23 protein-coding genes are annotated in these 26,345 nt (G+C 65.7%); 14 read left to right on the top strand and 9 right to left on the bottom strand.

Going from position 1 to position 26,345, the window contains the following annotated elements:
• The 10 genes from ABIA65_RS32600 to ABIA65_RS32555 all read left to right on the top strand — a co-directional run.
• Nucleotides 1–288 (top strand): hypothetical protein (locus ABIA65_RS32600; RefSeq protein ID WP_354526163.1); only part of this gene is annotated, 288 nt, incomplete at its 5' end.
• 65 nt (nt 289–353) lie between these two features.
• The gene (locus ABIA65_RS32595; RefSeq protein ID WP_241401493.1) at nt 354–1,133 is read left to right on the top strand and encodes an ATP-binding cassette domain-containing protein; all 780 of its coding nucleotides are present in this window, start codon (nt 354–356) and stop codon (nt 1,131–1,133) included.
• Entirely contained in the window at nt 1,130–2,173 is a 1,044-nt protein-coding gene (locus tag ABIA65_RS32590; protein WP_354526162.1) for an ABC transporter permease, read from the top strand. Before ABIA65_RS32595 ends, ABIA65_RS32590 begins: the two co-directional genes overlap by 4 nt.
• A 35-nt stretch (nt 2,174–2,208) precedes the next feature.
• Nucleotides 2,209–3,177: an ABC transporter substrate-binding protein gene (locus ABIA65_RS32585; protein WP_354526161.1), complete on the top strand. Its 969-nt coding sequence runs from the start codon at nt 2,209–2,211 to the stop codon at nt 3,175–3,177.
• A gap of 177 nt (nt 3,178–3,354) precedes the next feature.
• Nucleotides 3,355–4,704, top strand: coding sequence for an aspartate aminotransferase family protein (locus ABIA65_RS32580; RefSeq protein WP_241401490.1), 1,350 nt, complete (start codon nt 3,355–3,357; stop codon nt 4,702–4,704).
• 38 nt (nt 4,705–4,742) lie between these two features.
• The gene (locus ABIA65_RS32575) at nt 4,743–6,653 is read left to right on the top strand and encodes a M24 family metallopeptidase (RefSeq protein WP_354526160.1); all 1,911 of its coding nucleotides are present in this window, start codon (nt 4,743–4,745) and stop codon (nt 6,651–6,653) included.
• A complete protein-coding gene (manD, locus tag ABIA65_RS32570) occupies nt 6,650–7,858 on the top strand; it encodes a D-mannonate dehydratase ManD (RefSeq protein WP_241401488.1) in 1,209 nt (402 codons plus the stop codon). Before ABIA65_RS32575 ends, manD begins: the two co-directional genes overlap by 4 nt.
• Nucleotides 7,852–9,309, top strand: a complete 1,458-nt coding sequence (locus ABIA65_RS32565; protein WP_354526159.1) for a mannitol dehydrogenase family protein — start codon at nt 7,852–7,854, stop codon at nt 9,307–9,309. Before manD ends, ABIA65_RS32565 begins: the two co-directional genes overlap by 7 nt.
• Nucleotides 9,306–10,262, top strand: a complete 957-nt coding sequence (locus tag ABIA65_RS32560; RefSeq protein WP_241401486.1) for a sugar kinase — start codon at nt 9,306–9,308, stop codon at nt 10,260–10,262. Before ABIA65_RS32565 ends, ABIA65_RS32560 begins: the two co-directional genes overlap by 4 nt.
• Nucleotides 10,259–10,882 carry a bifunctional 4-hydroxy-2-oxoglutarate aldolase/2-dehydro-3-deoxy-phosphogluconate aldolase gene (locus tag ABIA65_RS32555; RefSeq protein ID WP_354526158.1) on the top strand — a complete coding sequence of 208 codons (624 nt, stop codon included), beginning with the start codon at nt 10,259–10,261 and terminating at the stop codon, nt 10,880–10,882. Before ABIA65_RS32560 ends, ABIA65_RS32555 begins: the two co-directional genes overlap by 4 nt.
• Here the strand turns inward: ABIA65_RS32555 and ABIA65_RS32550 are convergent.
• The 3 genes from ABIA65_RS32550 to ABIA65_RS32540 all read right to left on the bottom strand — a co-directional run bounded on the left by ABIA65_RS32550 (nt 10,875) and on the right by ABIA65_RS32540 (nt 13,244).
• Nucleotides 10,875–11,651, bottom strand: a complete 777-nt coding sequence (locus tag ABIA65_RS32550; RefSeq protein ID WP_354526157.1) for an IclR family transcriptional regulator — start codon at nt 11,649–11,651, stop codon at nt 10,875–10,877. The two genes, ABIA65_RS32555 and ABIA65_RS32550, sit on opposite strands and share 8 nt — an antisense overlap.
• Entirely contained in the window at nt 11,648–12,460 is an 813-nt protein-coding gene (locus ABIA65_RS32545; RefSeq protein WP_354526156.1) for an IclR family transcriptional regulator, read from the bottom strand. The genes ABIA65_RS32550 and ABIA65_RS32545 overlap by 4 nt, the downstream gene beginning before the upstream one ends.
• A gap of 310 nt (nt 12,461–12,770) precedes the next feature.
• On the bottom strand, nt 12,771–13,244 hold the full coding sequence (locus tag ABIA65_RS32540; protein WP_241401482.1) for an Lrp/AsnC family transcriptional regulator: 474 nt from the start codon (nt 13,242–13,244) through the stop codon (nt 12,771–12,773).
• Nucleotides 13,245–13,386: 142 nt separating this feature from the next.
• Here ABIA65_RS32540 and ABIA65_RS32535 point away from each other — a divergent pair, with 142 nt between their 5' ends.
• The 3 genes from ABIA65_RS32535 (at nt 13,387) to ABIA65_RS32525 (ending at nt 19,953) form a co-directional block, all read left to right on the top strand.
• Nucleotides 13,387–16,836 (top strand): indolepyruvate ferredoxin oxidoreductase family protein, encoded by a 3,450-nt coding sequence (locus tag ABIA65_RS32535; protein WP_354526155.1) that lies wholly within the window; start codon nt 13,387–13,389, stop codon nt 16,834–16,836.
• 109 nt (nt 16,837–16,945) lie between these two features.
• A complete protein-coding gene (locus ABIA65_RS32530) occupies nt 16,946–18,937 on the top strand; it encodes a TRAP transporter permease (protein WP_354526154.1) in 1,992 nt (663 codons plus the stop codon).
• Nucleotides 18,934–19,953 (top strand): TAXI family TRAP transporter solute-binding subunit, encoded by a 1,020-nt coding sequence (locus ABIA65_RS32525; RefSeq protein WP_354526153.1) that lies wholly within the window; start codon nt 18,934–18,936, stop codon nt 19,951–19,953. Before ABIA65_RS32530 ends, ABIA65_RS32525 begins: the two co-directional genes overlap by 4 nt.
• Here the strand turns inward: ABIA65_RS32525 and ABIA65_RS32520 are convergent.
• Complete coding sequence (locus ABIA65_RS32520) at nt 19,928–20,551, bottom strand: DJ-1/PfpI family protein (RefSeq protein ID WP_354526152.1); 624 nt, start codon at nt 20,549–20,551, stop codon at nt 19,928–19,930. The genes ABIA65_RS32525 and ABIA65_RS32520 overlap by 26 nt on opposite strands.
• 83 nt (nt 20,552–20,634) lie before the next feature.
• Here ABIA65_RS32520 and ABIA65_RS32515 point away from each other — a divergent pair, with 83 nt between their 5' ends.
• A complete protein-coding gene (locus ABIA65_RS32515) occupies nt 20,635–21,972 on the top strand; it encodes an aminotransferase-like domain-containing protein (RefSeq protein WP_354526151.1) in 1,338 nt (445 codons plus the stop codon).
• A gap of 11 nt (nt 21,973–21,983) precedes the next feature.
• Here ABIA65_RS32515 and ABIA65_RS32510 read toward each other — a convergent pair whose 3' ends face one another.
• The 5 genes from ABIA65_RS32510 to ABIA65_RS32490 form a co-directional block, all read right to left on the bottom strand.
• Nucleotides 21,984–23,135: a sulfotransferase family protein gene (locus tag ABIA65_RS32510; RefSeq protein WP_354526150.1), complete on the bottom strand. Its 1,152-nt coding sequence runs from the start codon at nt 23,133–23,135 to the stop codon at nt 21,984–21,986.
• Nucleotides 23,132–24,082, bottom strand: coding sequence for a zinc-binding dehydrogenase (locus tag ABIA65_RS32505; protein ID WP_241401475.1), 951 nt, complete (start codon nt 24,080–24,082; stop codon nt 23,132–23,134). Before ABIA65_RS32505 ends, ABIA65_RS32510 begins: the two co-directional genes overlap by 4 nt.
• A gap of 102 nt (nt 24,083–24,184) precedes the next feature.
• Nucleotides 24,185–24,823, bottom strand: a complete 639-nt coding sequence (locus ABIA65_RS32500) for a TetR/AcrR family transcriptional regulator (protein ID WP_354526149.1) — start codon at nt 24,821–24,823, stop codon at nt 24,185–24,187.
• Nucleotides 24,824–24,833: 10 nt separating this feature from the next.
• Nucleotides 24,834–25,634, bottom strand: coding sequence for an SDR family NAD(P)-dependent oxidoreductase (locus tag ABIA65_RS32495; protein WP_354526148.1), 801 nt, complete (start codon nt 25,632–25,634; stop codon nt 24,834–24,836).
• 6 nt (nt 25,635–25,640) lie between these two features.
• Nucleotides 25,641–26,264, bottom strand: coding sequence for a cutinase family protein (locus ABIA65_RS32490; RefSeq protein WP_354526167.1), 624 nt, complete (start codon nt 26,262–26,264; stop codon nt 25,641–25,643).
• Nucleotides 26,265–26,345: the final 81 nt, after the last annotated feature.

Below are 26,345 nucleotides of genomic sequence, written 5' to 3'. Positions count from 1 at the left end.
GGACGCGGTCAACTCCTGCCACCACAGTCCCCAGGGATTGACCAGCATGTCGGTCTGCCCGTCGAGTTCCACAGCGGACTTGCTGACGCCGTCGACGAATTGTGCTGGTTCGGTTGGTCCGAGAACGTGGCTGCCGCTGCGAGAGATGCGTGCATCTGCGCTGGCGCAGCTCGAGTCGAAGCGCTCGCTACTAGCGGATTCAGCATCGTCTTCACACTCGAGTCGACCAATGGTCCATTATTTGAAACGTTGGCCTTGCTTTTTCTTCCCTGCCTTGACCCCGCGTGAGTGGTGCATCACGATGCTTATCGAGACCGGAATTCCATATATCGGACCTATGAGGAAGAGGCCTGATGGCGACATCGCCGACCCTAGAGGCGCGTGGCCTCGTAAAACACTTTGGCGGGGTGCAGGCCTTGCGCGGCGCCGATTTTGATGTGTACGCCGGCGAGATCGTGGCTCTGATCGGGGATAACGGCGCCGGTAAGAGCACGTTGGTGAAGACGCTGTCTGGAGTGCACCGACCAGACGAGGGTGAAATCCGCATTGACGGGAAAGTGATGGACTTTCATTCGCCTCAAGATGCTCAGGGCGCCGGGGTGTACACCGTCTACCAGGATCTGGCATTGCCGCTGGACCTGGACGCCGCCAGTTGCCTGTACCTCGGCCGGGAAATCGTCCGCAAAGGTCCGCTGGGATGGTTTGGCGTCCTTGACAACAAAGCGATGAAGGCCAGCGCGGACGCCGAACTGATGCGGCTGGGCGTGAACTTGAAAGACAGTGCGGCGCCGTTGGCGTCGTTGTCGGGAGGGCAGCGTCAAAGTGTGGCCGCTGCCAGGGCATCGCTGTGGGGTCGCAAGGTGGTGTTCTTCGACGAACCAACTGCAGCGCTGGGCGTGGTGCAGACCGCCCGGGTGCTCGAACTCCTGCGTCGCATCAAAGACCAAGGTCTGGGCGTGGTGTTGATCAGTCACAGCATGCCCGATGTGTTGGCCGTGGCCGACCGCATCCACGTGCTGCGTCTGGGCCGAAATGTGCGCACCTACAACGGTGCGGAGACCACCACCGAGGAACTGGTCGGTGCTATGACCGGTGCGCTGGAAGATGCACCGGCGGAGAAGGAAGTCCGATGACGATCGACAGCAAGTCAGATGCACCGCCGAACGGTCACTCGGCGGAAGCGGCCCCGGCAAGCGCGAGAGGGTGGCTACGCGCAGTCACCGGCGCGAACACTTTCTGGATCCTGACAGCCTTATTGCTCATCATTGTGGCGTTCTCGATCGTTCGCCCGTATGGGTTCGCCACCCCCGACAACGCCCGCAACATCACACTGGACGCCGCGAGCTTGCTGATCCTCGCGTGTGGTCAGACCTACGTGATGATCACCGGTGGTATCGATTTGTCGGTGGGTTCGGTTCTGATTTTCTCCAGCGTCGTCAGCTCGCAGGTCATGCTCGCAATGGGCGGTGCTGAGGCGGGGCTCACGGCAATTCTGGTCGGCTTTGTCGTCGCACTGCTCGGCGGACTGGTGTGGGGACTACTGAACGGCGTGATGATCGCGTACGGCAACATCCCACCGCTTATCGCCACATTGGGCACATTGGGTATGGCCCTCGGAGCTGCGCAGTTGCTGACCAACGGTGTGGATGTGCGGGAGGTGCCGACTCTGCTCAACGACACGATCGGCAATGCGACGCTGTTCGGAATTCCCTGGATCGTCCTGATCGCGGCTGTGGTGGTGATCATCGCCGGCTTGATTCTGCGCTTCACCCGGATGGGCCGCTATACCTACGCCATCGGCTCCAACGAGGAGGGCGCTCGGCGTGCCGGCATCAGTGTTGGTGGTCACCTGCTCAAGGTGTACGGCGGGGCAGGGTTGCTTGCCGGACTGGCTGGTTTCATCAACGTTGCCCGGTTCGCCACCACCACGATCGCGGGCCACACCACCGATAACCTCAATGCGATCGCCGCCACCGTCATCGGCGGTACCAGCCCGTTCGGCGGAGTCGGCTCGATCCTGGGCACCGTCATAGGCGTGTTCATCCCGGCGGTGCTGCAGAACGGGTTCGTCATTGCCGGAGTGCAACCGTTCTGGCAGACCGTGGCGGTCGGCGCGGTGCTTGTCATCGCCGTGTATTTCGATCTCAGACGCCGCGCCAAAAACTCGCGATAACAGTCCGTTTCAGACTTCCAATACAGGAGACAGCAATGATCATCCAGAACTCCAGCAACGTGGTGAAGCTTGGGTTGAGTGTCGCGTTGGCGCTGGCTGCCACGGCATGTTCGGGACAGCAGCCCAGTGGCGACACCATCACCTTGGTGCAGGGGGTGAAGGGAAATCCGTTCTATGTCGCCATGGAATGTGGCGCGAAGGAACAGGCCGCCAAGCTAGGGGTAGATCTGGAGGTCACGGCACCGGATCAATTCGACGCCAGCCAGCAGACTCCGCTCGTCAACGCGGTGGCCGCCAAGAACCCAGCTGCAGTACTCATCGCACCCACCGACGCGGTAGCGATGCGCGCACCCATCAACAACCTGATCTCTCGTGGGGCCAAGGTGATCGAAGTCGATACGGCATTGGACGACACCACGATCAGCACCTCACACATCACCACAGACAACTTCGCGGCAGGCGAAGCTGCCGCCGACAAGTTCAACGAGATCCTCGGAGGTAAGGGCAAGATCCTCGCCCTCAGCTCGGCCCCCGGTATCAGCACCAATGATTCCCGCGTCGAAGGCCTGCAGGAAGGATTGAAAGCCTATCCGGGACTGGAGTTCGCCGGTGTGCAATACACCAAAGAGGACGCCACCACCGCAGCGTCGATAGTGTCGTCGTCGCTGTCGGCTGATCCCGGCATCAACGGGATCTTCTCGGTCAACAGCCCGTCGTCACAGGGTGCCGCTACCGCGCTGCGCAACAACAACGCCGCCGAACGGGTGAAACTCATCGGATTCGATGCTGGTCCCCAACAGATCGAACAACTCAAGAACGGTGCGGTGGTAGCGCTGGTTGCGCAGAGTCCGTATCAGATCGGTGCTGACGGCGTGCAGGTCGCTGTCGATGCGATCGCCGGCAAGGACGTACCCAGCGACACCACCACGCCGGTGATGGTTCTCGACACGGCCAATGTCGACACCCCTGAGGCCCAGAGGTTCATCTACAAGACCGAGTGCTAGAGCGGGACCAAGAAGCAAACAGTCTCTACCGCAACAGTTTTAGTCGTAGCCATCAGGACGTCAGTGCACCTGGTCCGACTACGGCGGGGTTGTTGCGCCTTCCGCTAGAAGAATTTCGATACCAGCATTTCGTTATACGGACCTTCATGTAAAGCGAAGTGCGAGAAGGAGAGTTCCATGACTCAAACCCACGACGCACCCCTGGTCACCGCTCCGCGCTCCGACGCGCTCTTCGAGCGCGGGAAGCAGGTCCTCATCGGTGGGGTCACTGCCGCCGGACGCTACAACCCGGTATTGGGGCGGCCCTACTACTTCGCCAAGGCCGACGGCTGCCGCCTCACCGATATCGACGGCAACGAGTACATCGATTTCAGCTCCTCCAACGGGGCAAGTATGTTGGGGTTCAACAACCCCGCGATCAATGCCGCGGTGCAGCAGGGGCTGAAGATGGGCACACTGTGCACCCAGGAGACCGAGCATCACGTGGCCCTGGCAGAGCGGCTGATCGAAATCCTGCCCGGAGCCGAGCGGCTGAGGTTCACCAACACCGGCACCGAAGCAACGATGGCGGCCTTGCGAGTAGCACGCGCGGCCACCGGCCGCGAGAAGATCATCAAGTTCGACGGCCACTTCCACGGCATGCACGACTACGTACTGTTCAATGCGCACACTCCGGACCGGCCCTATGAACAGGTCGTCCCGGCGTTCCCCGACAGCGCGGGCATCCCCTCCTCGGTCAATGATCTGATGATCACGGTGCCCTTCAACGATATCGACGCGTTGCGCGCGGCGTTGGATCGATACGACGGCGAAGTAGCGGCGATCATCCTCGAACCGGTCTCCTACAACCTCGGCTGTGTTCCTGCCGACAAAGACTGGCTGATTCAGGTACGAGAGGAAACCCGCAAACGTGGCGTGGTCCTGATCTTCGATGAGGTGCTCAGCGGATTCCGGATGACACTGGGCGGAGGGGCTGAATATTTCGGTGTCACACCTGATTTGGCTTGCTGGGCCAAGGCGCTTGCCGGAGGATGGCCACTGGCGGCTATCACCGGTACCGAGGAGGTGATGTCAGCGCTCAATCCTGTCGGCAAGACCGTTGTGAGCGGGACGTACACCGGGCAACTCTGCGCGGTTTTGGCGGCATCGGCGGCAGTGGAGCAGATGTCGCAACCAGATTTCTACCCCAGAATTCGGGCTGTGGCCGACAAGCTCTACCAAGGGTTCGACAACCTGTTCGCCAGCTACGGCATAACCGGACACATACAAGGGCTGGGTGCACGCTTCGGCATGTATTTCGGGATGACGGAGACGGCAACCGATTACCGCACCGCCGCGAAGTTCGACGCCGAACAGAACAACCGCTTCCTGCGCGGATGTGTCCGACAGGGTCTGCACTTCCACGATTTCGGAACGAAAGCGGCACCGATGCACTATGGCATCACGTCTGCTCACACCGAAGCCGATATCGCGGAGGCCCTCGAGAAGCTCAATACGGTGTTCGCCGAACTTCCGCAGACCCGCTGACCCATTCTTCAACACCCAGCCAACCGAAGGACCCACCAGTGAACACGCTGACTCGATACGCCGCCGCAGCCACCAATGGTGACGACGCGGACACCCTGATTGACCGCGCGAAGCAACACGGCCTCGACGCAGTCGAATTACGCTGGAAATCCATCGATCCCCGCAATCTGTCGGTACTGACGGGTGCGCGTTCGAGTGGCGTGAACGTCGCGGCGATCGATCTGGGCGTCGTCGATGCCGATCATGATCCCCGCGCCGACTTGCCGAACCTGCTGAGTGCGGCGAATGCAACGTCGTGCCGTCGCCTGCTGCTTACCCAGCGCCGCGCAGCAGGCGGTGCTGACGCGGAGGCCCGAGCTTGGTTTGTGACGATGCTGCGTCAGCTCGCCGAGCAGTGTGAGGCTCCCGGCCTCTCTTTGGTTGTCCGGGTTGCGCGATCAGGAGAGACTGAGTCCGGGCTGACCAGCACGGCAGATCTGCGGGAGGTGCTCGCCGCCGTCAACCGTGGAAATGTCGCCGCAGAAACGGATTTGAGTGCGATGCTCACCGGTGGTGAGGACGCGCAACGTTCCACTGACAGCCTGGTCGGCCGCGTCGGCTATGCCAGGCTCGGGGACCGGGCCGCCGAACTCGACACCGATGTGATCGGCGCGTTCCTGGCCGACCTGCAGGTCTACGGCTATGGCGATGTCGTAGCGGTGCCGGCGGATGCAAAATTGGGGGAACTGCTCGACTCGATCGGTACCAGTGTCACCTTCGACGCCGACCGATTGGCGAAGTTCCAACAGACCTTGGTCGAAAACAACCTCGACGGCGCGGTGATGTTGAGCGCGGAGAACGTCGTCTCGGTCAGTGGGTACTGGCCGATGAACGGCACCTGTGTAGCCGTGGTGCCACGCAGCGGGGAACCGCATCTGCTGGTGCCTGCCGGCGAGGAGTTCTGGGCGGCGCGTAGCGGATGGGCCAACCTGCACATGTATCAAGCCGGCCGTATCGGGGACCCTTCGCTGGCGGACACTGTGGCCTCGCAGCTTCGCCGGCTGCGCGACACCGGGGTGATCAGCGGTCGCCGAATTGGTGTGGAGGGGCCGTTCCGTGCCCAGGTACCCCCACACATGGCCCATGAGGTGTCCGGGCGCCACGAAATCATCCGGCCCGTGGTGGCCAGTGCGCTGGACGCCGAGACGGTGTTCTTCGACGCGGCGTTGTGCCGGTCGCGCGCTGCCAAGACCACGGCCGAGCTGGCCGCGTTGCGGCGTACCGCGGCGATCGCCGACATCGGGCTGCAGACGTTCCGCGACGGGCTGCGCGACGGTGTCCGCGATATCGATCTGGCGACCGAGGTCGAGCGCGCCATCGAAACCCAGGGCGTCGGACACCTGGGGGCTTCCCGAGTCCGCGGCTATGCGTTTGTGATGAGTGGGCCACAGACCTCGCAATGCCACCTGGACTACGAGTTCTCCTCGACTCGGCGGATGCGCGACGGCGAGTGGATCCTGATGGAGCTGGCGGTTGTCGCCGACGGGTACTGGCAGGACCTCTCCCGGGTGTTCGTGCTCGGTGATCCCACCGACCAGCAGCGCGAGATCGCCGAAACCGCCGAGACGGCGTTTGTGGCGGCGGCCAGAGCAGCTGTTCCGGGCGCGACCGGCGCCGAGGTCGATGACGCCGCCCGCCGGGCCATCGATGCCGCCGGGATGGGGGAGGCCTATCCACACCAAACCGGGCATGGAGTGGGAATCGCCTTCCACGAGCAGTATCCGCTGCTGAAGCCAGGTTCCACGCATGTGCTGGAAGAGGGCAACGTCATCGCCATCGAACCTGGCGTCTACGTCCCCGGGGTGGGCGGCGTGCGCAACGAAGATGACCTCGTCGTCGGGTCCGCAGACGGTGCGACGACGCTGCAGAGCGTCCCGCACGCCGTCAGTGTGAGTGGGTCCCGGCGATGAAGATCACTGATGCCCGGGTGATCGTGAGCAGTCCGGGACGCAACTTCGTCACCCTCAAAGTCGTCACCGACGACGGAACCTCGGGTGTTGGGGACGCCACGCTGAACGGTCGGGAATTGGCCGTCGCCAGTTATCTCAGCGACCACATCGCTCCGCTGTTGATCGGACGCGACCCCCGTCAGATCGAGGACATCTATCAGTACCTCTACCAAGGCGCCTACTGGCGTCGCGGACCGGTCACCATGTCCGCGATCGCGGCAGTGGACATGGCGCTGTGGGACATTCGCGGTAAGTCGCTGGGCGTTCCGGTCCACGAGTTGCTCGGTGGTGCCAGCCGCACCGGCGTCATGGTCTACGGCCACGCCAACGGCAGTGACATCGACGACACCGTTGCTGCTGTGAAGCGTTACGTCGACATGGGTTACCGCGCAGTGCGAGCTCAGACCGGAGTGCCCGGCCTTTCCGGCGTCTACGGCGTGGGCCGCGGCGAGCTGTTCTACGAGCCCGCGGCCAAAGGGTGGCCCAAGGAAGAATCCTGGTCGACCGAGAGATATCTGGAAGTGGTACCCGAACTGTTCAAGCGGGTGCGCGCCGAGGTGGGACCCGAGATCCACCTCCTGCACGACGGACACCACCGGATGACTCCGATTCAAGCGGCGTGGTTGGGCAGGCGACTTGAAGACGCTCGGATGTTCTGGCTCGAAGACGCCACGCCGGCCGAAAATCAACAAGCGTTCCGGCACCTACGCGCGCACACCACCACACCCCTGGCGGTCGGCGAGATCTTCAACAGCGTCCACGACGCGACCACATTGATCAGCGAACAGTTGATCGACTACATCCGTACACCGCCGGTGCGCTGCGGCGGGATCACCGGAGCGCGCAAGCTGGCCGCTTTCGCCGAGGTGTACGGCGTCAAGACGGGTTTCCACGGAGCAACCGACCTGTCCCCGGTGGCGATGGCGGCGGCGTTGGCCGTCGATATCACCATCCCGAACTTCGGAATCCAGGAGTACATGCGCCACACCCCGGAAACCGACGAGGTGTTCCCGCACGCGTACACCTTCGCCGACGGTTACCTGCATCCTGGATCGGCACCGGGACTGGGCGTGGACATCGACGAGACTCTGGCCGCGGAGTACCCCTACGAACGGGCGTACCTGCCAGTCAACCGGTTGCTCGACGGAAGCATCCATCCATGGTGATGGCGTACCCCCCGAGGCGACTGTCAGCGGGCGCACTGGCTGATCTGCCTGCGACCGTGACCTCGCCCGGCTATGACCTCGGTGGGGTCACGGTCGGACAGGTTCACCTGGGCCTGGGCGGATTTCACCGCGCCCACCAGGCCTGGTGTGCCGACGCAGTCCTGAACCTGGACCCCCGGTGGGCGATCAGCGCGTACACATGGCGCAACACGACGCTGCCGAGGATTCTGGCCGATCAGGACGGGCTCTACACCGTGACTGCCGCGGACGCCAACAGCGAGTCGGTCTCCGTGCTCGGCGCCATCCGGTTTGCGCGCTGCGCCGGAATCGATGCGGCCGCATTCCGCACTGACATGGCCCGGCCCGAGGTCGGGGTGCTGACCCTGACCGTCACCGAGAAGGCCTACCCTCGCGACCGCGATGGCAACCTCGACCTCACCGACCCAGCCATTGCAGCCGATCTCGACGATCCGCAACCCGGACGGTCGGTGGTGGGCCTGGTCGCGGGAGCGCTGGCCGAACGGGCCCGTGCCGGGAGCGGGCCCATCGCGGTGATCTCCTGTGACAACCTGCGCGGAAACGGGGAGGTACTGGCTCGGCTGGTGGGTGATTTTGTTGACACCCATCCGACGTTGGCTGCGGGTGGATCGCGTAGCTGGATCGATGATCACGTCAGCTTCCCATCGACGGTTGTCGACCGCATTGTTCCTGATCCGGACGAGGAGGCCCGCCGACACGTTGCGCAGCTTGCCGGGATCGATGATCAGGCTGCTGTGCTTACCGAGCCGTTTCTGCAGTGGGTGATCCAGGATGACTTCCGGGGGCCTCGTCCACCGTGGGAGGAGGTCGGGGCCATCGTCGTCGAGGACGTTGCGCCGTTCGAGGATCTCAAACTGAGGGTGCTCAACGGCGCCCACAGCGCCTGCGCATATCGGGGATTGTTGGCCGGTCACGGCGATGTCCGTGCTGCGCTCACCGACCCAGCCATCAGTAGTTTCGTCTCGGATCTGTTGACCGGTGAGGTGTTGCCGGCCCTGCCACCGGTGCCTACCGATGTGGCGAGTTACGCGCGCACGGTGCTACAGCGGTTCGTCAACCCCAAACTGCACTACTCGTTGGACAAACTGGCTGCCGACGGCACCCAGAAATTGCAGCAGCGACTCGCGCCCACGGCGCTCGCCCTGATCGCCGGTGGCCGGCCGGCGACTCGCGTCGCAGCTGTGTGGGCCGACTGGGTGAGGTGGGTGCTGTGGTGCGCAGGTAATGACCCCCAACGGCTGTCGGATCCGCGCGCCGAGCAGTTGTTGCATGTTGCGCACCGGGCCGTGCACTCCGACGTGATCGCAGACATCGCCGGAGATCTGTTGAATGTGGCCGCGCCGTCGGCGTTGACCGCTGACCGGCAGTTCCGCGCCGAAGTGGTCGCCCAAGCGATGGTCGGCAGCCGGTGACCACGCCAGTGCGGGTTCTCAGCGTCGGTGAGTGCATGATCGAGGTGCGTTTCCGCGACGCGGCCGCGGCGACCGTGAGCTTCGGTGGGGACACCGCCAACGTCGCGATCTACCTGAGCCATTACGGCGCGCCCCGCGGTATCGACGTCAGCTACCTCACCTCAGTCGGTGACGACCTGCACAGTCAGCGGATGGTGTTGTGGCTCAAGCAGAAGCGTGTCTCGACGCGAACAGTTCAGGTACGTCTGGGCGGCAAGGTCGGTCTCTACCTGATCGACAACACCGCCGATGGGGAGCGCATATTCACCTACTACCGGGGTGATTCCGCGGCACGGCAACTGTTCACCGGGGCAGCAGCCACGGCGGCAGCTGTCGAGGCGATTCACGACGCCGACTGGGTCTACTTGTCAGGAATCAGCGTGGCTATCCTCACTCCCGACGCCCGAGTGGTACTTCTGCAGGCCCTCGATGCGGTGCGCGAGCGCGGAGTTCGGGTGGTGTTCGACAGCAACTACAGACCCGCGTTGTGGCGGGACACCGAGACCGCTCGGACCGTGACCACGGAGTTCCTCCGGCGCACCGATGTGGCGTTGCCGACCGCCGTCGATGATCGTGATCTGTTCGGAGACCTCGACGAACAGGCCACCGCGAACCGCCTACATCAACTCGGCGTGCCCGAAGTGGTGGTCAAGCTCGGCCCGCAGGGTTGTCTCGTCAGCTCCGGGGGGCAGCGTCGCCACCTTCCGATCTCCGGGTCGGGTCACGCGGTGGACACCACCGCGGCGGGGGATTCTTTCAACGCCGGGTACCTGTTCGGCCGTATCCGTGGCGCGGGCCCAGCGGAGGCTGCCGGCATCGCAGCGCGTCTCGCCGCAGCGGTGGTGTCACATCCCGGTGCCGTGATCGATCCTGGCCACCTACCCGAAATCGATGCCGAAGAGGCCATTTCATGACTATGACCGCTCTTCTTGCTGGTGGACTGCCCCTCATCCCGGTACTCACCTGCAATGAACCCGATGCGTTGCGCACCCGCCTCGACGAGATCGGTGAGGCGGGCATCCTGGCCGTCGAAGTCACTCTGCGGACGCCGCGCGCGCTTGATGTCATCGCCGCGTGCAGCGGTCACGACACGGTCACCGTGGGAGCCGGCACGGTACTGACGCCCCGCCAACTGGACGACGTTCGCCAAGCGGGGGCGGCGTTTGCGGTGAGCCCCGGCTATGACAGTGAGCTGGTCGAACGAGCGCGTCATCATGAACTGCCGTATCTGCCTGGGGTCGCCACCAGCACCGAGGTGTTGCGCGCCTGCCGCGACGGTGTCGCCGAGGTCAAGTTCTTTCCTGCTGAAGTATCGGGAGGTCCCGGATTTTGCGCCGCGATGGCCGAGGTCTATCCGGGCGTGCGGTTCGTTCCCACCGGCGGTATCACCCTCGCGGGCGTCGCCGCTTACCTTGGCCTGCCCAACGTGTTGGCATGCGGCGGTAGCTGGTTGACGCGCCCGCTCATCGGCCCGCAAGCCGCGCTGAGCGATACGTTGGACGACATCCGCCGGGCAATGACCGTCTTCACGTGAGGTTCGATGCGAGACCTTGAGGTGGGGTAGCGCCGACGAACATCTCGCCGATCTGCTGCGCAGCATGTACCAACGCTGGCGCGTATCCCCGTGCTTGAGCGAGGCTCATCCGGAACGACGGCGCAACGATACTGACGCCGCCGGCTGGGGTGCCGCTGCCGTCGCAGAAGGCCGCTCCGATGGCACGCAATCCCTCCTCGTCCTCCTCGTCGTCGATGGCGTAGCCAGCAGCATGAATGGCAGGTAGCTCACTCAGCAGGCGAACCGGATCCACGATCGTCAATTCGGTGACGGGACGCAACGCTTCCTGCCCGAGTAGTACCTCGGCTCGTTCAGCCGGTATTTCTGCGAGGATCGCCTTTCCGATCGCCGAGGAATGCAGGCACTGAGCCATTCCCACCCGCGAAGACATCTGGTACGGATGTGGCGCATCCAGCTTCTCCACATACATCAACTGCCCGTGCCGGAACGACGAGACGTGAACGGTTTCCGGTGCCGTCCGCTGCAACTCCACCATCACCGCCCGGGCTCCTGGTGGCGGAGCCCATCTGGCGTAGACGGCACCGGCCATCCGGTACACCTGCGGGCCGATGCTGTAGCGCCCAGCGGTGTCGTAGCGAACGAGCCCACGATCAACCATGGTGCGCAGCAAGCGGTACAGCGTCGCCTTCGGAAGAAGGGTCGCCTTCTGCAAGGTTCCCAACGGCACCCGCGGACCCAACTCGGCCAACGTCTCGAGCACCAGGAAAGACTTGTCGAGAGTGGTCATCGCGCAATCACCCCCGTCGTCGCGCTGTCGGGTCGTGCACCCTCGGGCCGAGGCCCGGGGTTGTGGCCGGGACCGCCCAGCGCGGCACTGATCTCGTCGGCGGTACGGATCAGTTCGGGGCTTTCCCTACGGAGCACCGCCACAGACACCTGTGAGGCAGCCACTGACATCGACACCGCAGCCACCGGATGGCCCAGGTAGTTCCTCACCACCGCCGCGATGCAACGTACTCCGCGCTGTGACTCCTCGTCATTTATTGCGTAGCCACGGCTGGCCACCTCGCGCAGTTCCAGGCGCAGCTTCTCGACATCGGTTGTCGTGGTTGAGGTGTACGCCGGCAGTACGTCGGCAGTCAGCAAGACTTCGACATCCGGACGTGGCAGGTGCGCCAAGATCGCTTTCCCGGACGCCGTTGCGTGCAGCCCGACGGCCGAGACACTGCGGCCCGCCACCCGGTACCCACTGTGAGAGGTCAGCGTGGCCACCGTTGCCAAGCGGTGGTCTCCATAGACGTTGAGCGCCAAGGTGGCCGGAACACGGACTCTCATGCCGGCCAGCACATCAGTGAATTCGTCTGCGAAATCGATACGCGTCATGGCCCTGGCTGCCAGATCCAGGCTCTTTGCTCCCGGTAGATATTGTTTCGCGTCGTTCTGGCGGACGTATCCCAAGTCTGACAACAACACCAACAGTCGCCGGACGGTCGGTTTGGTCAGGCCCGACGACCTCACCAGATCTGACAATCCGCGCGGCTCCGAGCTGCCCACGATCATGTCGAGCAACGTAAAGGCGCGATCAGTAGCGCTCACGTGATCAGGGTAAACAACACCGGCCGCGAAGTCCACTATTCGGAACACTCGAACCAGTTATCGCTACTTTCGGCCGCGTCTACGCTCTTGGTGGTGATGGGACGGGGAGCTGGCGTCGTCGGTGCCGATATTCCTAGGTCGGTGTCGGGATTGCCGGCATCGGGCAAGGCGTGCACCGCGGCGTCGGCTACGCACTCATCAGCGCCCTTCCCCCAGCGACTGGCTTCGACCGTAGATCGGGTTGCGGTTGACCACGGTCTTGGGTGGGGTGTTTCCCTGGTCGGGATCTCCGCCGAACTGCACTAGAGCCTCACTGCCCCCGCGCGAGCTGCTCCAAAAGCGGGCGGGTGCGGTACGCAACGACCTCGTGCATCGCCACCGACATCGTCGTGCGCTGCACCCCGGGGACCGCGAGGACCAGACCGGCCAGGCGGTACAGGTCGTCGGCGTCGGTGGCCGCCACCGCGATCAACAGGTCGGCCGCCCCGGAGAGCCCGGTGACCTGGGTGACCTGAGCGATGGTCTGCAGCGCGGCGAGCACGTCCTCAAGCTGGTGCTGGTCGACAACCGCGGTGATGAACGCCTTGAGCGGATACCCCAGATCGCGCGGTGACACGCAGCGGTCGATGGGCGCAAGGACCTTGTCCTGATCCCACCGCGCCAGCCGCGACTGCACGGTGTTGCGCGCCAGATTCAGCATCGAGGCCAGCTGCACCCCGGTTGCGCGGGGCGCGTCACACAGCGCCAGGAGTATTCGGGCATCGGTGCGGTCCAGCCTCGTCATGTCGCACAGTATCGCACGTCACACTTGGTCAAATATGGGCAACATGCTCAAGCGCATCGGGGTCAGTGGCGCACTCTGTATATCGCTGCCACCATTGAAGTAGCAATACGCCCATTGCGCATAGAGATGGTGAGCCCGAAGTATGACCGATCTCGACATCCGCCGGCCCGATCGGCAGCCCTACGAGCTGGGCGATCGCTACCGTCCCGGATCCGGCCCGGTGGTGCTCACCGGTGTGCAGGCGATCGCGCGTGCACTGATCGAACAGCACGTCCGTGACGAGCGTGCGGGCCTTCGCGTGGCGACGTTCGTGTCGGGATACCAGGGCAGTCCGCTCGGTGGGGTGGACCGGATGCTGGCCGGAATGCCCGAGGTACTGCAGGCGCACGACATCACCTTCATCCCCGGCCTCAACGAGGAACTGGCGGCCACCTCGGTATGGGGCAGTCAGGCCGACCTCCCCATGGGATCGCCGACCCACGACGGGGTCGTGGGTGTCTGGTACGGCAAGGGGCCAGGGCTTGATCGGGCGACGGACGCGCTCCGGCACGCCAACATGTTCGGCGCCAATCCGCGCGGCGGCATGCTGCTGCTCGTCGGTGATGACCCGGCGTCGAAGTCCTCCACGGTGCCCGCGGTCAGCGAGCGGTCGTTGGCCGCGCTCGGTATTCCCGTGCTGTTCCCGCGCAACGCACGTGAGGTCGTCACGATGGCCATGCACGGCGTGGCGCTCTCACGCGCATCGGGATGCGTTGTGGCGCTGAAGATCGTCGCCGACGTCGCCGACGGCGCCTGGTCTGTGGACGCCGATGACGTGGCCGTCGACATCGTCGTCCCGCAGGTGCAGTTCGACGGCCGACCCTTCGTCTACCGTCAGCGGCCGATGGCCGCCCCCGCCGACAGTCTGCTCGCCGAGGCCGACCTCTACGGCCCCCGCGCTGAGATCGTGCGCGCGTATGGCGCCGTCAACGGCCTCGACGTGCTCGAGGTCGACCCGCCGAACGCAACTATCGGCATCGCGGCCACGGGAACGACATTCGACTCGGTGCGCCAGGCGCTGCACGATCTCGGGGCCGACGACGTCGCGCTGCATCGTGCCGGCATCAGGCTGCTGCGCATCGGGATGCCCACCCCTCTCGGTCCCGACATCGTGAACACCTTCGCAGACGGTCTCGAGGAGATCCTCGTCGTCGAGGACAAGACCGCCTTCGTTGAGACCCAGGTGCGCGAGATCCTCTACGGTGCAACCGGAGCCCCGCGGATCATCGGAAAGAGGGACTCGACGGGGCTGCCGCTGGTCCCCAACGGCGGCGAACTCACCGCCGGGCGCCTGCTGACACCACTGCGACGCGTCCTGAGCCATCGACTAGACCTCAAGAAGGCGCCGCCACCGGCACTGTCGCTCGAGGTGCTGCCCGCCAAGCGCGCCGCCTACTTCTGCAGCGGGTGCCCACACAATCGGTCGACCGCGGTTCCCGAGGGATCCCTGGCTGGCGGCGGCATCGGATGCCACATCATGGTGACGATGTCCGGCCGCGAGGACAGCGCCGTCGCCGGAATCACCCAAATGGGCGGCGAGGGCACCCAGTGGATCGGCCAGGCACCCTTCACCGACGTGCCGCACCTGTTCCAGAACATCGGCGACGGAACCTTCTTCCACTCCGGTCAACTCGCGGTGCAGGCCTGCGTCGCGGCGGGGGTGAACATCACCTACAAGCTGCTCTACAACGAAGTGGTCGCCATGACCGGCGCGCAGGACGCCGAGGGCGCGCTCCCCGTAGAGAAGCTCACACACAAGCTGATGGCTGAGGGCGTCAAGCAGATCATCGTCTGCGCCGACGAGCCGCACCGCCACAACAAGCGAGCGTTGGCCAAGGGCACCATCCTCTGGCACCGCGACCGCCTCGATGAGGCACAGAAACGGCTGCGCGACGTCAAGGGCGTCACGGTCCTGATCTATGACCAGCACTGCGCGGCCGACGCGCGTCGGAAACGCAAGCGCGGCACCCTGCCCACCCGCACCACCCGTGTGCTGATCAACGAGGCGGTCTGTGAGGGTTGCGGCGACTGCGGAGTGAAGTCCAACTGTCTGTCGGTACAACCGGTGGACACCGAGTTCGGCCGTAAGACGCGGATCGATCAGACGTCCTGCAACACCGATTACAGCTGTCTTGACGGCGACTGTCCGTCGTTCGTCACCGTCGAGGTGGGTTCTGCCAAGAAGTCGCGCGCCCGGAAGGCCCCGAAACCGCCGCGTCTGCCCGACGTCGCGGCAGAACCGATCACGAATACCCACAACGTCTTCCTCGCGGGCATCGGCGGCACCGGCATCGTCACGGTCAACCAGGTCCTGGCCACCGCGGCGCTGCGCGCTGGCTACGACGTCGAGAGCCTCGACCAAACGGGTCTCAGCCAGAAGGCCGGTCCCGTCGTATCGCACCTGCGGTTCGCCGCGGGCACGCTCGATCCCGCCAACCGGCTCACCCCGGGCAGCGCGGACTGCATCGTGGCCTTCGACCTGTTGACCGCGACCGACACCAAGAACCTGGAGTACGGCGACGCCGGTAGGACGGTCTCCGTCGCATCGACCAGCAAGACACCGACCGGCGACATGGTCTACGACAAGTCGGTCGCCTACCCGGAGACGTCGTACTTGCTGCATCGGTTGGGACACGTGTCGCACCAGGTGCACTCGTTCGACGCGCTGGCCGCCGCGCAGAGCTTGTTCGGCAACACCGCCGCGGCCAACTTCCTGCTCATCGGTGCCGCCTATCAGGCTGGTGCGCTGCGACTTCCGGCCGGATCAATCGAGGAGGCCATCGAGATCAACGGCGTGGCGGTGCAGGCCAACGTCGCCGCGTTCCGATGGGGACGCCTCGCGGTCGCCGACCCGGCCCGCTTCGACGACGTCGTCTCACCCGCGCGCGTCGGGCAGCCGTCCCCGCCTGCGCACCTGCTGGACGACACCACGTTCACCGGGCAGGTCGGTGATCTCATCGCGAGCCGCGCGGCCCACCTGGTCGGCTTCCAGAACGCGAAGGTCGCGCGTCGATACGTGACTGTGCTGCAGTCGATCTGGACGGCGGAGCGGGCGGTGTCCGATCGAACCGACTTCACCGAGGCGGTTGCCCGGAACCTCTACAAGCTCACCGCATACAAGGACGAGTACGAGGTGGCGCGCTTGCTGACCGACCCGCAGTTCGTCGCCCACGTGCAGGCCGAGCTTCCCGGTGGCGAGAACCTCACCTACAAGCTGCACCCGCCCACGCTGCGCGCCATGGGGCGCAAGAAGAAGATCGGGCTGGGCCCGCGCAGCCACGGTGTGCTGCGTCTGCTCGCGAAGGGGAAACGGCTGCGCGGCACCAAGTTCGACCCGTTCGGCTACGCACACGTCCGCAGGGTCGAGCGTGCGCTGCTTGCCGAGTACACCGATATCGTCACCCGCCTGGCCGCCGATCTCGACGAGACCAACTTCGACCACGCGGTGGAGGTGGCTGGGCTGCCGGACATGGTGCGTGGCTACGAGGGCATCAAGCTCGCCAACGTCGCGGCCTACCACGACCGGTTGCGCGAACTGGGGATCACGCCCTAGCCGCAGTTGCCCCCGTTTGTGAATCTGGCGACGCCGCACCCGCATTTTGCGTCGCCATTTTCACATTCGGCGCCGAACAGGTCTTGCCGCGGCTTAACGTCTTGGCCATATGAACCAGAGCCCGACGATCGAACCGCTGGCGCCACCGCAGGTCGACGACCAGGAGAAGCCGGGGCGCGAACTGGGCGGCTGGACCGGTCACCTGGTTGCCATCGCCGCGTTCGCCGTTGCGGTCCTGACCATCTGGCAGGTGTTCCGGCCGCTGTCCCAGGGCAGCCAGTACTACCTGATCGTGTTCCTCGCCGGGTCGCTGCCGCTGGTCTACCTGGTCTACCGATCCGGGCTGGGTCAGCTCGACCCCGACGAGCGGCCGGGCGTTCTCGACTGGACGCTGGCCGTGCTCACCCTCGTCGTCTGCCTCTATCCGATCCTGCCGTGGCACATCGGATCAGGGGGCGGCGGTTACAACGCGTTCCTGGATCGCCAGGGTCTGCTCGAACCTATCGACGTGGTCATGGGCGCGCTGCTGCTCGTCCTCATCCTCGAGGCGTGCCGGCGGACCACGGGGTGGGCGCTGCCCATCGTGTGCGGGGCGTTCCTCGCCTACGGCTACTACGGCGGTCTGCTTCCGCAGGGCTGGGCGATCGCGCACGCCGGGCTGGACTTCGATCAGATCGTCGACGCCCTGTACAACTCGGGCAGTGGCTTCTTCGGCACGCCACTCGACGTCGCGGCCACCTATATCGTGCTGTTCACCATCTACGGTGCCGTGCTCGAACTCTCCGGCGGCGCCAAGTTCTTCGTTGACCTCTCGGTCGCCACGTTCCGGCGCTCGCGCAGCGCGGCGGGCCGTACGGCGGTGGCGTCGGGATTCCTGCTCGGCACCGTCTCGGGGTCCGGCACGGCGACGGCGGTCAGCGTCGGCGCCGTCACCTGGCCGATCATGCGTCAAGGCGGCTACACCCCCGAACGGGCCGGCGGCGTGCTGGCGGCGGCCGGAGTCGGCGCCCTGCTGTCCCCGCCGACGCTCGGGGCCGCGGCGTTCATCGTCGCCGAGTACCTCGAGGTCTCGTACCTCACTGTGCTCGGCTGGGCGATGATTCCGACGGTTCTCTACTACCTGGGCATCCTGCTGGCCGTGGAGATCGACGCCCGACGGTTCGGCATGCGCGCCGCACACCTCGACACGGAATCGCCGTGGAAACTGCTGGGCCGCTTCGGGTATCACTTCTCATCATTGATCGCGATCGTCGTTCTGCTCGCGGTCGGGATGTCGGCCACTCGGGCCGTGGTCTATGCCACGGCGCTGGCCTTCCTGCTCTCCTTCCTGGACCGCCGCTTCCGGCTCACACCGCGGCGGCTGTTCGACGCGCTGAGCGCCGGTGTCCGCGGGGTCCTGCCCGTCGTCGCCGTCTGCGCCGCCGCCGGGGTGATCACCGCGATGACCACCAAGACCGGGCTCGGCGCCCAGTTCTCGTCGGTACTGGTCGGCGGTGTCGACGCGATCACCGATAACCACACGGCCATGCTGGCCCTGACGGCGGTCTTCGCCGCGGTCGCACTGGCGCTTCTCGGTCTGGCGATACCCGTGACGGCATCGTTCGTCATCGGCTGGGTGATCATCGGTCCGGCACTGCTGGCGCTCGACGTTCCCGCACCGGCCGCTGCCATGTTCGTCTTCTACTACTCGGTGCTCTCGGAGGTCACCCCGCCCACCGCACTGGCCGCCGTCGGCGCCTCAGCGGTCACCGGCGGCCGGGCGATCCCGACTATGTGGCAGGCGCTGCGCTACGCCGCGCCGGCCTTCCTGGTCCCGATCGCCTTCGTCCTGACCGAACCCGGTGAGTACCTGCTGGCGCGGGGGCCGGTGATCGGCGTGCTGTGGGCCGCCGCCGCCGCGTGCGCCGGCATCGTCGCGCTGTCGTTCGCCATCGGCGGATGGGTGCTTGGTGTCGGTGCCGCGAGTCTGGTTCCGCGGCTGCTCGCCGGGGCTGCCGCCCTGCTGTTGCTGTTCCTTGACCCCGCCACCATCGTGGCGGGATCGGCGTGTCTGCTCATCGCGGTCGCGTACACCATCATCGAGAAGAGGAGTCGGACATGACCAGAGGACGGGGCGCGGTCAGCGTTCTTGCGGCGCTTGCGCTGACGGGAGCGGCGGTCACGGGCTGCGGCGGCAGGCAGGACGCCCCCAACGCCGACTCGGGCGGCGAGGTGACGTGCGAGGTCGGCGCTGACACCCGGGTGAGCATTGCGACGGGGAACTCGACGGGGGTGTACTTCTCGCTGGGAAACGCCTACGCCGAACAGATCTCGGCCGCCACCGAGGGAAAGGTGAAGGCGACTGCCGCCGAGACGGGTGCCTCGGTGCAGAACGTCCAGCAGCTCGTCGGCGGCACGTACCAGGTGGCGTTCTCGCTCGCCGACACCGCTGCCGACGCGGTGGAGGGCAAGGGCAGCTTCGACGGGAAGAAGCAACCCGTACAGGCCCTTTCGCGTATCTACCCCAACTACACCCAGGTGATCGCCCGCAAGGGCAGCGGTATCGCCACGATTGCCGACATGCGCGGCAAGCGGGTGTCGACCGGTTCACCGGGATCGGGCACCGAGGTCATCGCCCATCGGCTGCTGGAGTCGGCGGGGCTGAACCCGGCAACCGATGTCTCCGCGCAGCGGTTGGATCTCACCAAGACCGTCGACGGGATGAAGGACGGGTCGATCGACGCGCTGTTCTGGTCGGGCGGGCTGCCGACACCAGGCATCACTGACTTGATGACCACGGCGCGCAATGACGTTGCGTTCGTGGACATCATGCCGCAGCTGGACAAGATGGCAGAGCTGAGCTCGGTCTATGAGGAGGGCGTGATCCCAGCGGCCACCTACGGGCTGCCCGCCGACACCAAGACCATCGTGGTGCCGAACCTGCTGCTGGTCCGCGACGACCTGGACGCGAACCTGGCCTGCGTGCTGACCAAGACCCTGTTCGACCGTCAGCCAGAGCTCGCGCAGGTGGTCGGTGCGGCCAAGGGCATCAAGCTCGACCAGGCACGCGATACCGACCCGGTGCCACTCAACCGTGGTGCCGACTACGCACTCAAGACGCTGACGCCGTCGCAGTAGCCGGCAGGGACGGGGTGACGTGGCGCATGGCGCGCGCCACGTACTCGTCCTTCTCGCCGACCGGCGCGACGTAGTGCAGCGCGCTCACGGCCGCCTCCGTGCTCACCAGGCGGGCGATCAGCCAGGCAGCCAGGTAGTGCGATGCCAGGCAGCCGCCCGCGGTGGCGACGTTGTCCTTGGCGAAGAACGGCTGATTGAGGACCTCGACGCCCGCCTCCAGCACCCAGGGCTTCGTCGTGAGATCCGTGCAGGCGGGGATGCCGTCCAGTAGTCCGAGTTTGGCGAGTATCAGAGCCCCCGAGCACTGCCCGGCGAGCAGCTGTCGCGAGGGGTCGAGCTGTAGCCGAGCCATGAGCCTTCGGTCGGCGACGACGTCGCGGGTCTGCATGCCGCTGCCGACGATGACGGCATCGGCGGCGCTGGCCTCCTCAAGGGTGGCCATCGACTCGATCACCACACCGTTCATGGAGCGCACTCGTGGTGTCGGGCTGGCGATCGATACGCGCCAGTCGGCCGACTTGACCCGGTTGAGCACGCCGAGCGCGATCAGGGAGTCGAGTTCGTTGTAGCCCTCGAAGGTGAGGATCGCTATGTGCATGAGATTCCAATCCGTGTCGTCGTCCCGACCGTAGGCACGGTGTTCAATACATTCAAGAAATTGTCATGCATACAATGCGAGACGTGGCGGTCGCGCGGTACAAGTCGGTGGTGGACGCCTTCGCGGCAGACATCCGGGCGGGCCGCCTGACATCGGGAACTCGGCTTCCAACGCATCGCCAACTCGCGGCCCGGGAGGGGATCGCGTTGGTGACCGCGTCCCGTGTCTACGCGGAGTTGGAGGCCATGGGCCTGGTCAGCGGGGAACCGGGACGTGGCACGTTCGTTCGAGAACTCGCGTTGCCGCCCGGCCACGGCATCGATCAGCAGCCGGCCTCGGGCGATACCGTCGACCTCAGTTTCAACTACCCAACACTGCCCGGCCAGGCCGACACGTTGCGCGTCGCCCTGCGACAGCTCGCCTCGTCGGGCGATCTCGAAGCGCTCCTGCGCTATCAGCCCCATCGCGGTCGCCCACGCGAGCGGGCCACGATTGCCAGGCACCTCGCACAGCGCGGCCTGCATACCGGCGCCGACCGGGTCCTGATTGTCAACGGTGCGCAGCACGGCCTCGCGACGACGATGCTCGCGACGTTGCAGGCAGGCGACGTCGTGGCGGTCGACGCGCTCACCTACCCGGGGTTCACGGTGCTGGCCCAGATGCTCCGGCTTGAGCTGGCGCCGCTGCCGGTGACGCCACAGGGTTCCGATCTGGACGCCTTCGAGCGGTTGTGCGCCACGCGACCGGTGCGCGCCGTCTATGTCATGCCGACGATGCACAACCCGCTGGGCTGGGTCATGGACGCCGCTGCCCGGACACGCCTGGTGGAGATCGCCCGGCGCCACGGGGTACTCGTCATCGAGGACGCGTCCTACGCGTACCTCGTGGAGCGGCCACCGTCGCCGCTCGCGGCACTCGCTCCGGATATCACGGTCTACGTGTCAGGGCTCTCGAAGAGCGTGGCCACCGGGCTGCGGGTCGGTTTCGTCTCGGCGCCAAAGCCTTTGGTGTCGTCGATCGAGCGTGCGATCCGGGCGACCACGTGGAACACCCCAGCGGTGGTGTCGGCTATTGCGTGCCGATGGATCGAGGACGGCACCGTTAGCCGCCTGGAGGCCGACAAACGTGCAGACGCGATCGCACGGCAGGCCATCGCCCGCGAGGTCCTGGCCGGTATGCCGCTGCGTGGTCACCCCTCGTCCTACTTCATCTGGCTGCCGCTGGCCGAAGACGCCCGGGCAGACCGGATCGCCGCAGCGCTCGAGCGTGAGCAAATCTCGGTGTCTACGGCGGCGCCCTACGCGACATCATCGCAAGTACCACAGGCAATTCGGCTCGCGTTGGGGTCGTCTGACGTCGCCACCCTGCGCGAGGCGCTGAGCACGGTGCGGGACGTGGTCGAGGCCGACGCCTACCGCTGACCGCCGGGCGTTTAAGCCCTTCTGGTCTCGGCTGCGATGTCGTAGCGCTCAATGTACTCGGCGAATCGCTCCCGGATGCCTCCCGTCTGGAGGCCGTATTCCTCGAGCCGGTAGCCGTGGGCGCCGAAGCGGCCTTTGGGATTCGCCTCGACGTACGCCGACATTTCGGCGCGCGCCCGGTTGCCGAACTCCCGATCGGATGCGGCGTAGATGGTCTCAACCGTGCCCAGCGGGTCTCGGACGAGATCGGCGTACTGCACGTCGATGATCTCGTGATCCGGGTGCGTCGCCCGGAAGGTCTCGGTCCGGTTCACGGACTCCGCCAGCATCTGCGTCCAGTGCTCGGCGATGTAGGCGGTGTGGTCGCCGTCGCTGAAGGTACCGGTGAGGGTGGAAATCAGACTGCACGCCGACGCGCACAGCACCGTCGGGTCACGATGCAGCAGAACGAGTCTGGCGTCCGGGTACACCGAGTGCAGCGATTCCATGGCGATCGCGTGATTGGGACTCTTCAACGTCCACGTGCCGCGCCTTCCCCCGCTCTGCAGAATCTGGAGCACCGTGCGGTGGTACTCGTAGGCGGATCGGTGGTCGGCCTTCATCAGCCAATCGCTGTAGGCGGGCACGTTGGCCATCGCCTCCCAGGTCAGGCTCTTGAAGTCCTGGCCCAGCAGGGTTATGCACTCGGTCGGTCCCTCGGCGTCCTCGTGGTGGACGATCCGCATCCGCGGATTGAGCGACTCGAGCATGTCGATGGCAGCGTTGGCGGCGTCGACGCGAGGCCCGGATCGGTAGGTGGCCGGCGACGGTGGCGGCACGCTGTCGGCGGCCTCCCATCGCAGCAGAGCGCGATTGTCGGCGTCCCGGTCGAGGAGCTGGCTCAGGAACGTTGTGCCCGCCCGAAACATGCCGATGACGATCAGGGGTGCGTCGATCCGCTCCTGTGAGATCTCGGGGTTCTGCCGGACCCAGTCGTGGACCCGCAGCCGATTCACCAGACTGCCGGTCACGTTCTGCTCCAACGCGAAATGTCCCAGATCGGTCAACCGAGCGTCCTCGAGTGAGCCACACAGGACGGTGAGGCCCTCCATGAAGTCATCGGGCCCGAAGTCGTCGGATCCCGCCTGCTGGACTGCGGCCGACATCACCTGATCGACGTTCATCGGACCGAGACGACCGTACGACCCGTGGTCCTGCGCTGCTCGTGGTCACGTAGCGCGCCGGCCACCTCGTCCATCGCGATCCGACGTCCGATGACGGGATGCACAGTCCCCGCTGCCAGCAGATCGAGGAGCGCGCCATGGACCTGACGGCCAACCTCCGCGGGAAACATGTTGAGCCCGAACCTGCGGAAGTCGACCGGCAGTTCGCCGTATCCCAGAATCACCCCGAGCACCGATATGTTGCCCATCGAGACCTTGCGCAGCGGCCGGCCCGTCAGGCCCGATTGCGGATCGTCGTTGAAGCCGACGGGCAGGTAGCGCCCCTCCCGTGCCAGACACGTCCAGATGACCTCGGTCTGCTCACCGCCCACGAGGTCGACGGCCACGTCCGCGCCGCGCCCGTCGGTGCGGGCGTTCACCTCGTCGAAGAGATCGGCGCAGGTGTGGTCGATGGCCGAGGCGCCGAGTTGCTCACACAGGCGCGCCTTCTCGGGGCCACCGGCGATCGCGATGACGTTGGCGCCCGCGGCGACACCGAGTTGAATGACGGCAGTGCCAACAGCACTCGCGCCGCCCACTACCAACAGAGTCTCGCCTGCGGCCAGCTTGGCTCGTGTGTGCAGGGCCAGGTAGCCCACGTGGAATGGCAGCGTGAATGCGGCGGCCGCGGCATCGTCCAGCTCAGGCGGTGCGTCGAACGTTCCGGTCACCGGCGCGATCGCGAACTCACCCAGGCCGCCCAGGGATTGTTTGGTCATCGCGACCACTCGGCGACCCACCCATTCGGAGGCGCCCTCGCCTGCCTCGTCGACGACACCGCAGACGTCCATGCCGAGAGTGAAGGGCACCTGACCCATGACACTGGCCACCGTTCCGCGGCAGCGGGCGATGTCACCGAAGTTGAGGGACGCCGCGGAGACGGCTATCCGCACCTCGCCCGGTCCCACGTCGGGAATTGGAACATCTTGAACCTCAAGGGCTTCCGTTGGATCCCCATGACGAACGACGCGAACAGCCCTCATTCGCATCACAGTAATAAGCAGGGGTGCTTATGTCAACGGGTCGGGCGCGCCCATCGCGGCTGCGGCCATGGCGACCAGGTTGGCGACGAACGGTTCGTGCTCGAGCTGCGGGCGGCCGTGTCCCGTCTGACGCTCCAGTACGTCGGCACGATCGGCTATGGCCCGCAATATGAACATCACCACCAGCGAGAAGCGCTCGGTACGAAGGGAATCCGTGAGGTTGGGGGTTCGCTCGGTGAGTAGCGCGAACACCTCGTTACCGCCGGTGCGTGCGAGAACCTCTTGTAGCTCCCGGCTGTACTGGCTTCGGTCCTCACCGGTCAGTTCGGCAATGATCAGCAGGCAGCAACGGCCCCGCCAGTCGCTGTCCGCAAGCTCCGCGGCGGGACGCACGAGGGCCTCGATGACCGGTTCAAGTCCCGCCGCGCCCTTGGCGACGAGGAGCAGTTCACCCTCCCGGCTTGCGAGAAACGGGGCGTGGCGGTCGATGACGGCACACAGGATGCCATCGCGCGAACCGAAGTGATAACTGAGTGCGGCCCGGTTGCGCTGGCCGGCCTGACGCGTGATCTCGATCAGGGAGGCATTGAAGACCCCGTCGCGCGCGAAGGCTCGGGCCGCGCAGTCGAGCAGCTTGGCCCTGGTGTTCGACGCGTCCGGCGGCACGCGTGGGAGCCTACTGCTCGCCCAGGCCCATCATCTCGGTGATGTGGTGATCGCGTCCTGCGGTGTAGCCGCCGTCCACCGCGATCGCCTGGCCGCTCACGAAACTCGCGTCGGGCGAGAGCAGGAACACCGCGACGGCGGCCACCTCGTCGGGCAGGCCGAAACGCCGAAGCTTGTGCTCGTGGCGGAGACCCTCGCGGGCGTGCTCCATCCCCGGCAGCCCCACGACCGAGTCGAGCAGCGGCGTCTCGATGAATCCGGGGCAGATGGCGTTGGCTCGGATCCCGCTCGGCCCGTAGTCGATGGCGGCGTTCTTGGTGAGCAGCACGACGCCACCCTTGGAGGCGTTGTACGAACTACCGCCCGCGGTGCCCTCCAGGCCCTCGATGCTGGATAGGTTGACGATGGCGCCCCGCTCACCGGCGACCCGGTCCTGCTGCATCATCTGGCTCAACGCCGCACGGTTGACGATGAACGTGCCCTTGAGGTTGATGCCGATCACTCTGTCCCACTCGGTGTCTGGCAACAGGTGCATGGGGCCACCGCCAGCCACGCCCGCGGAGTGCACGACACCGTCGAGCCGACCGGCGAGCGTAACCACGGCGGCCACTGCGGCGCCGACACCGTCGGTGTCGAGTACATCAACACGCCGGTAGGTGAACCGTTCGTCCGCGCCTGTGTCGGGTGCGTCGGATGCGAGATCGATGCCCACCACTGTCGCGCCCTCGGCCAGTAACCGTCGCGCCGTGGACAGGCCGATACCCGATGCGGCCCCGGTGACGAGTACGCCCTTGCCGTCGAAACCGTTCATCGGCTGCTAGTCCCGTTCCTGGACGTGTTTGGTGATCCACTGGGCGGCGAGCTTCACCAGACCGGACTCCTCATAGGAGGTGTGCGCGTCGAAATCGCGTCCCAGCGAGCAGATCGGGTCGTTGGTGTTGCACAGGTCCGCGGTACGCGCACCGAAGTCGGGGCTCAGCGTCGTCAACGGCCTGCCGAGCCGTGCCGAGGGGTTGCCGAAGACAGCGACGGCGGCGACGTGCGGGATGACCTTCGCGGGCAGCGGTGAGGTGTATCCGAGTCCCGCGATCGGGGATGTGGTGACGACGTCCATGACGGCGGCGCCCTGCGAGTAGCCGCCGAGGACGATCTTGGTGTCGGGGCATTTGGCGACCGTGGACTGAATGCGCTTGCTCGCGTCGTTGGCGCCAACGGCGGCCTGAAGGAAGTCCCACGTCGCCGGGTACTTCACCGCGTACGTGCCGACCGACATGCCCTTCACCATCGGGCGCAGCGTGTCGACCAGGGCTTGGCCGACCACACCTATACCCGCGGGCTCATCGGTGCCGCGGGCGAATATCACCTCGATGTCGGTGCACTTCGGGGCGGCGGACGCCGGGGGCGTTCCGAGTGTGGTCGCGGTGCTGAGGACGGCGATCACCGACGCGACGACGGCCGCGACCTGGCGCGCGCGCCGGCGTGTGGGTGGCACGGTCTCTCCCTCGACCTGGAGACATCTGCT

This window comes from Mycolicibacterium sp. 624, assembly GCF_040548615.1.
GTDB lineage: Bacteria > Actinomycetota > Actinomycetes > Mycobacteriales > Mycobacteriaceae > Mycobacterium.
Note: the sequence above shows the minus strand (reverse complement) of the source record. Positions and strands in the feature narration are given on the sequence as shown.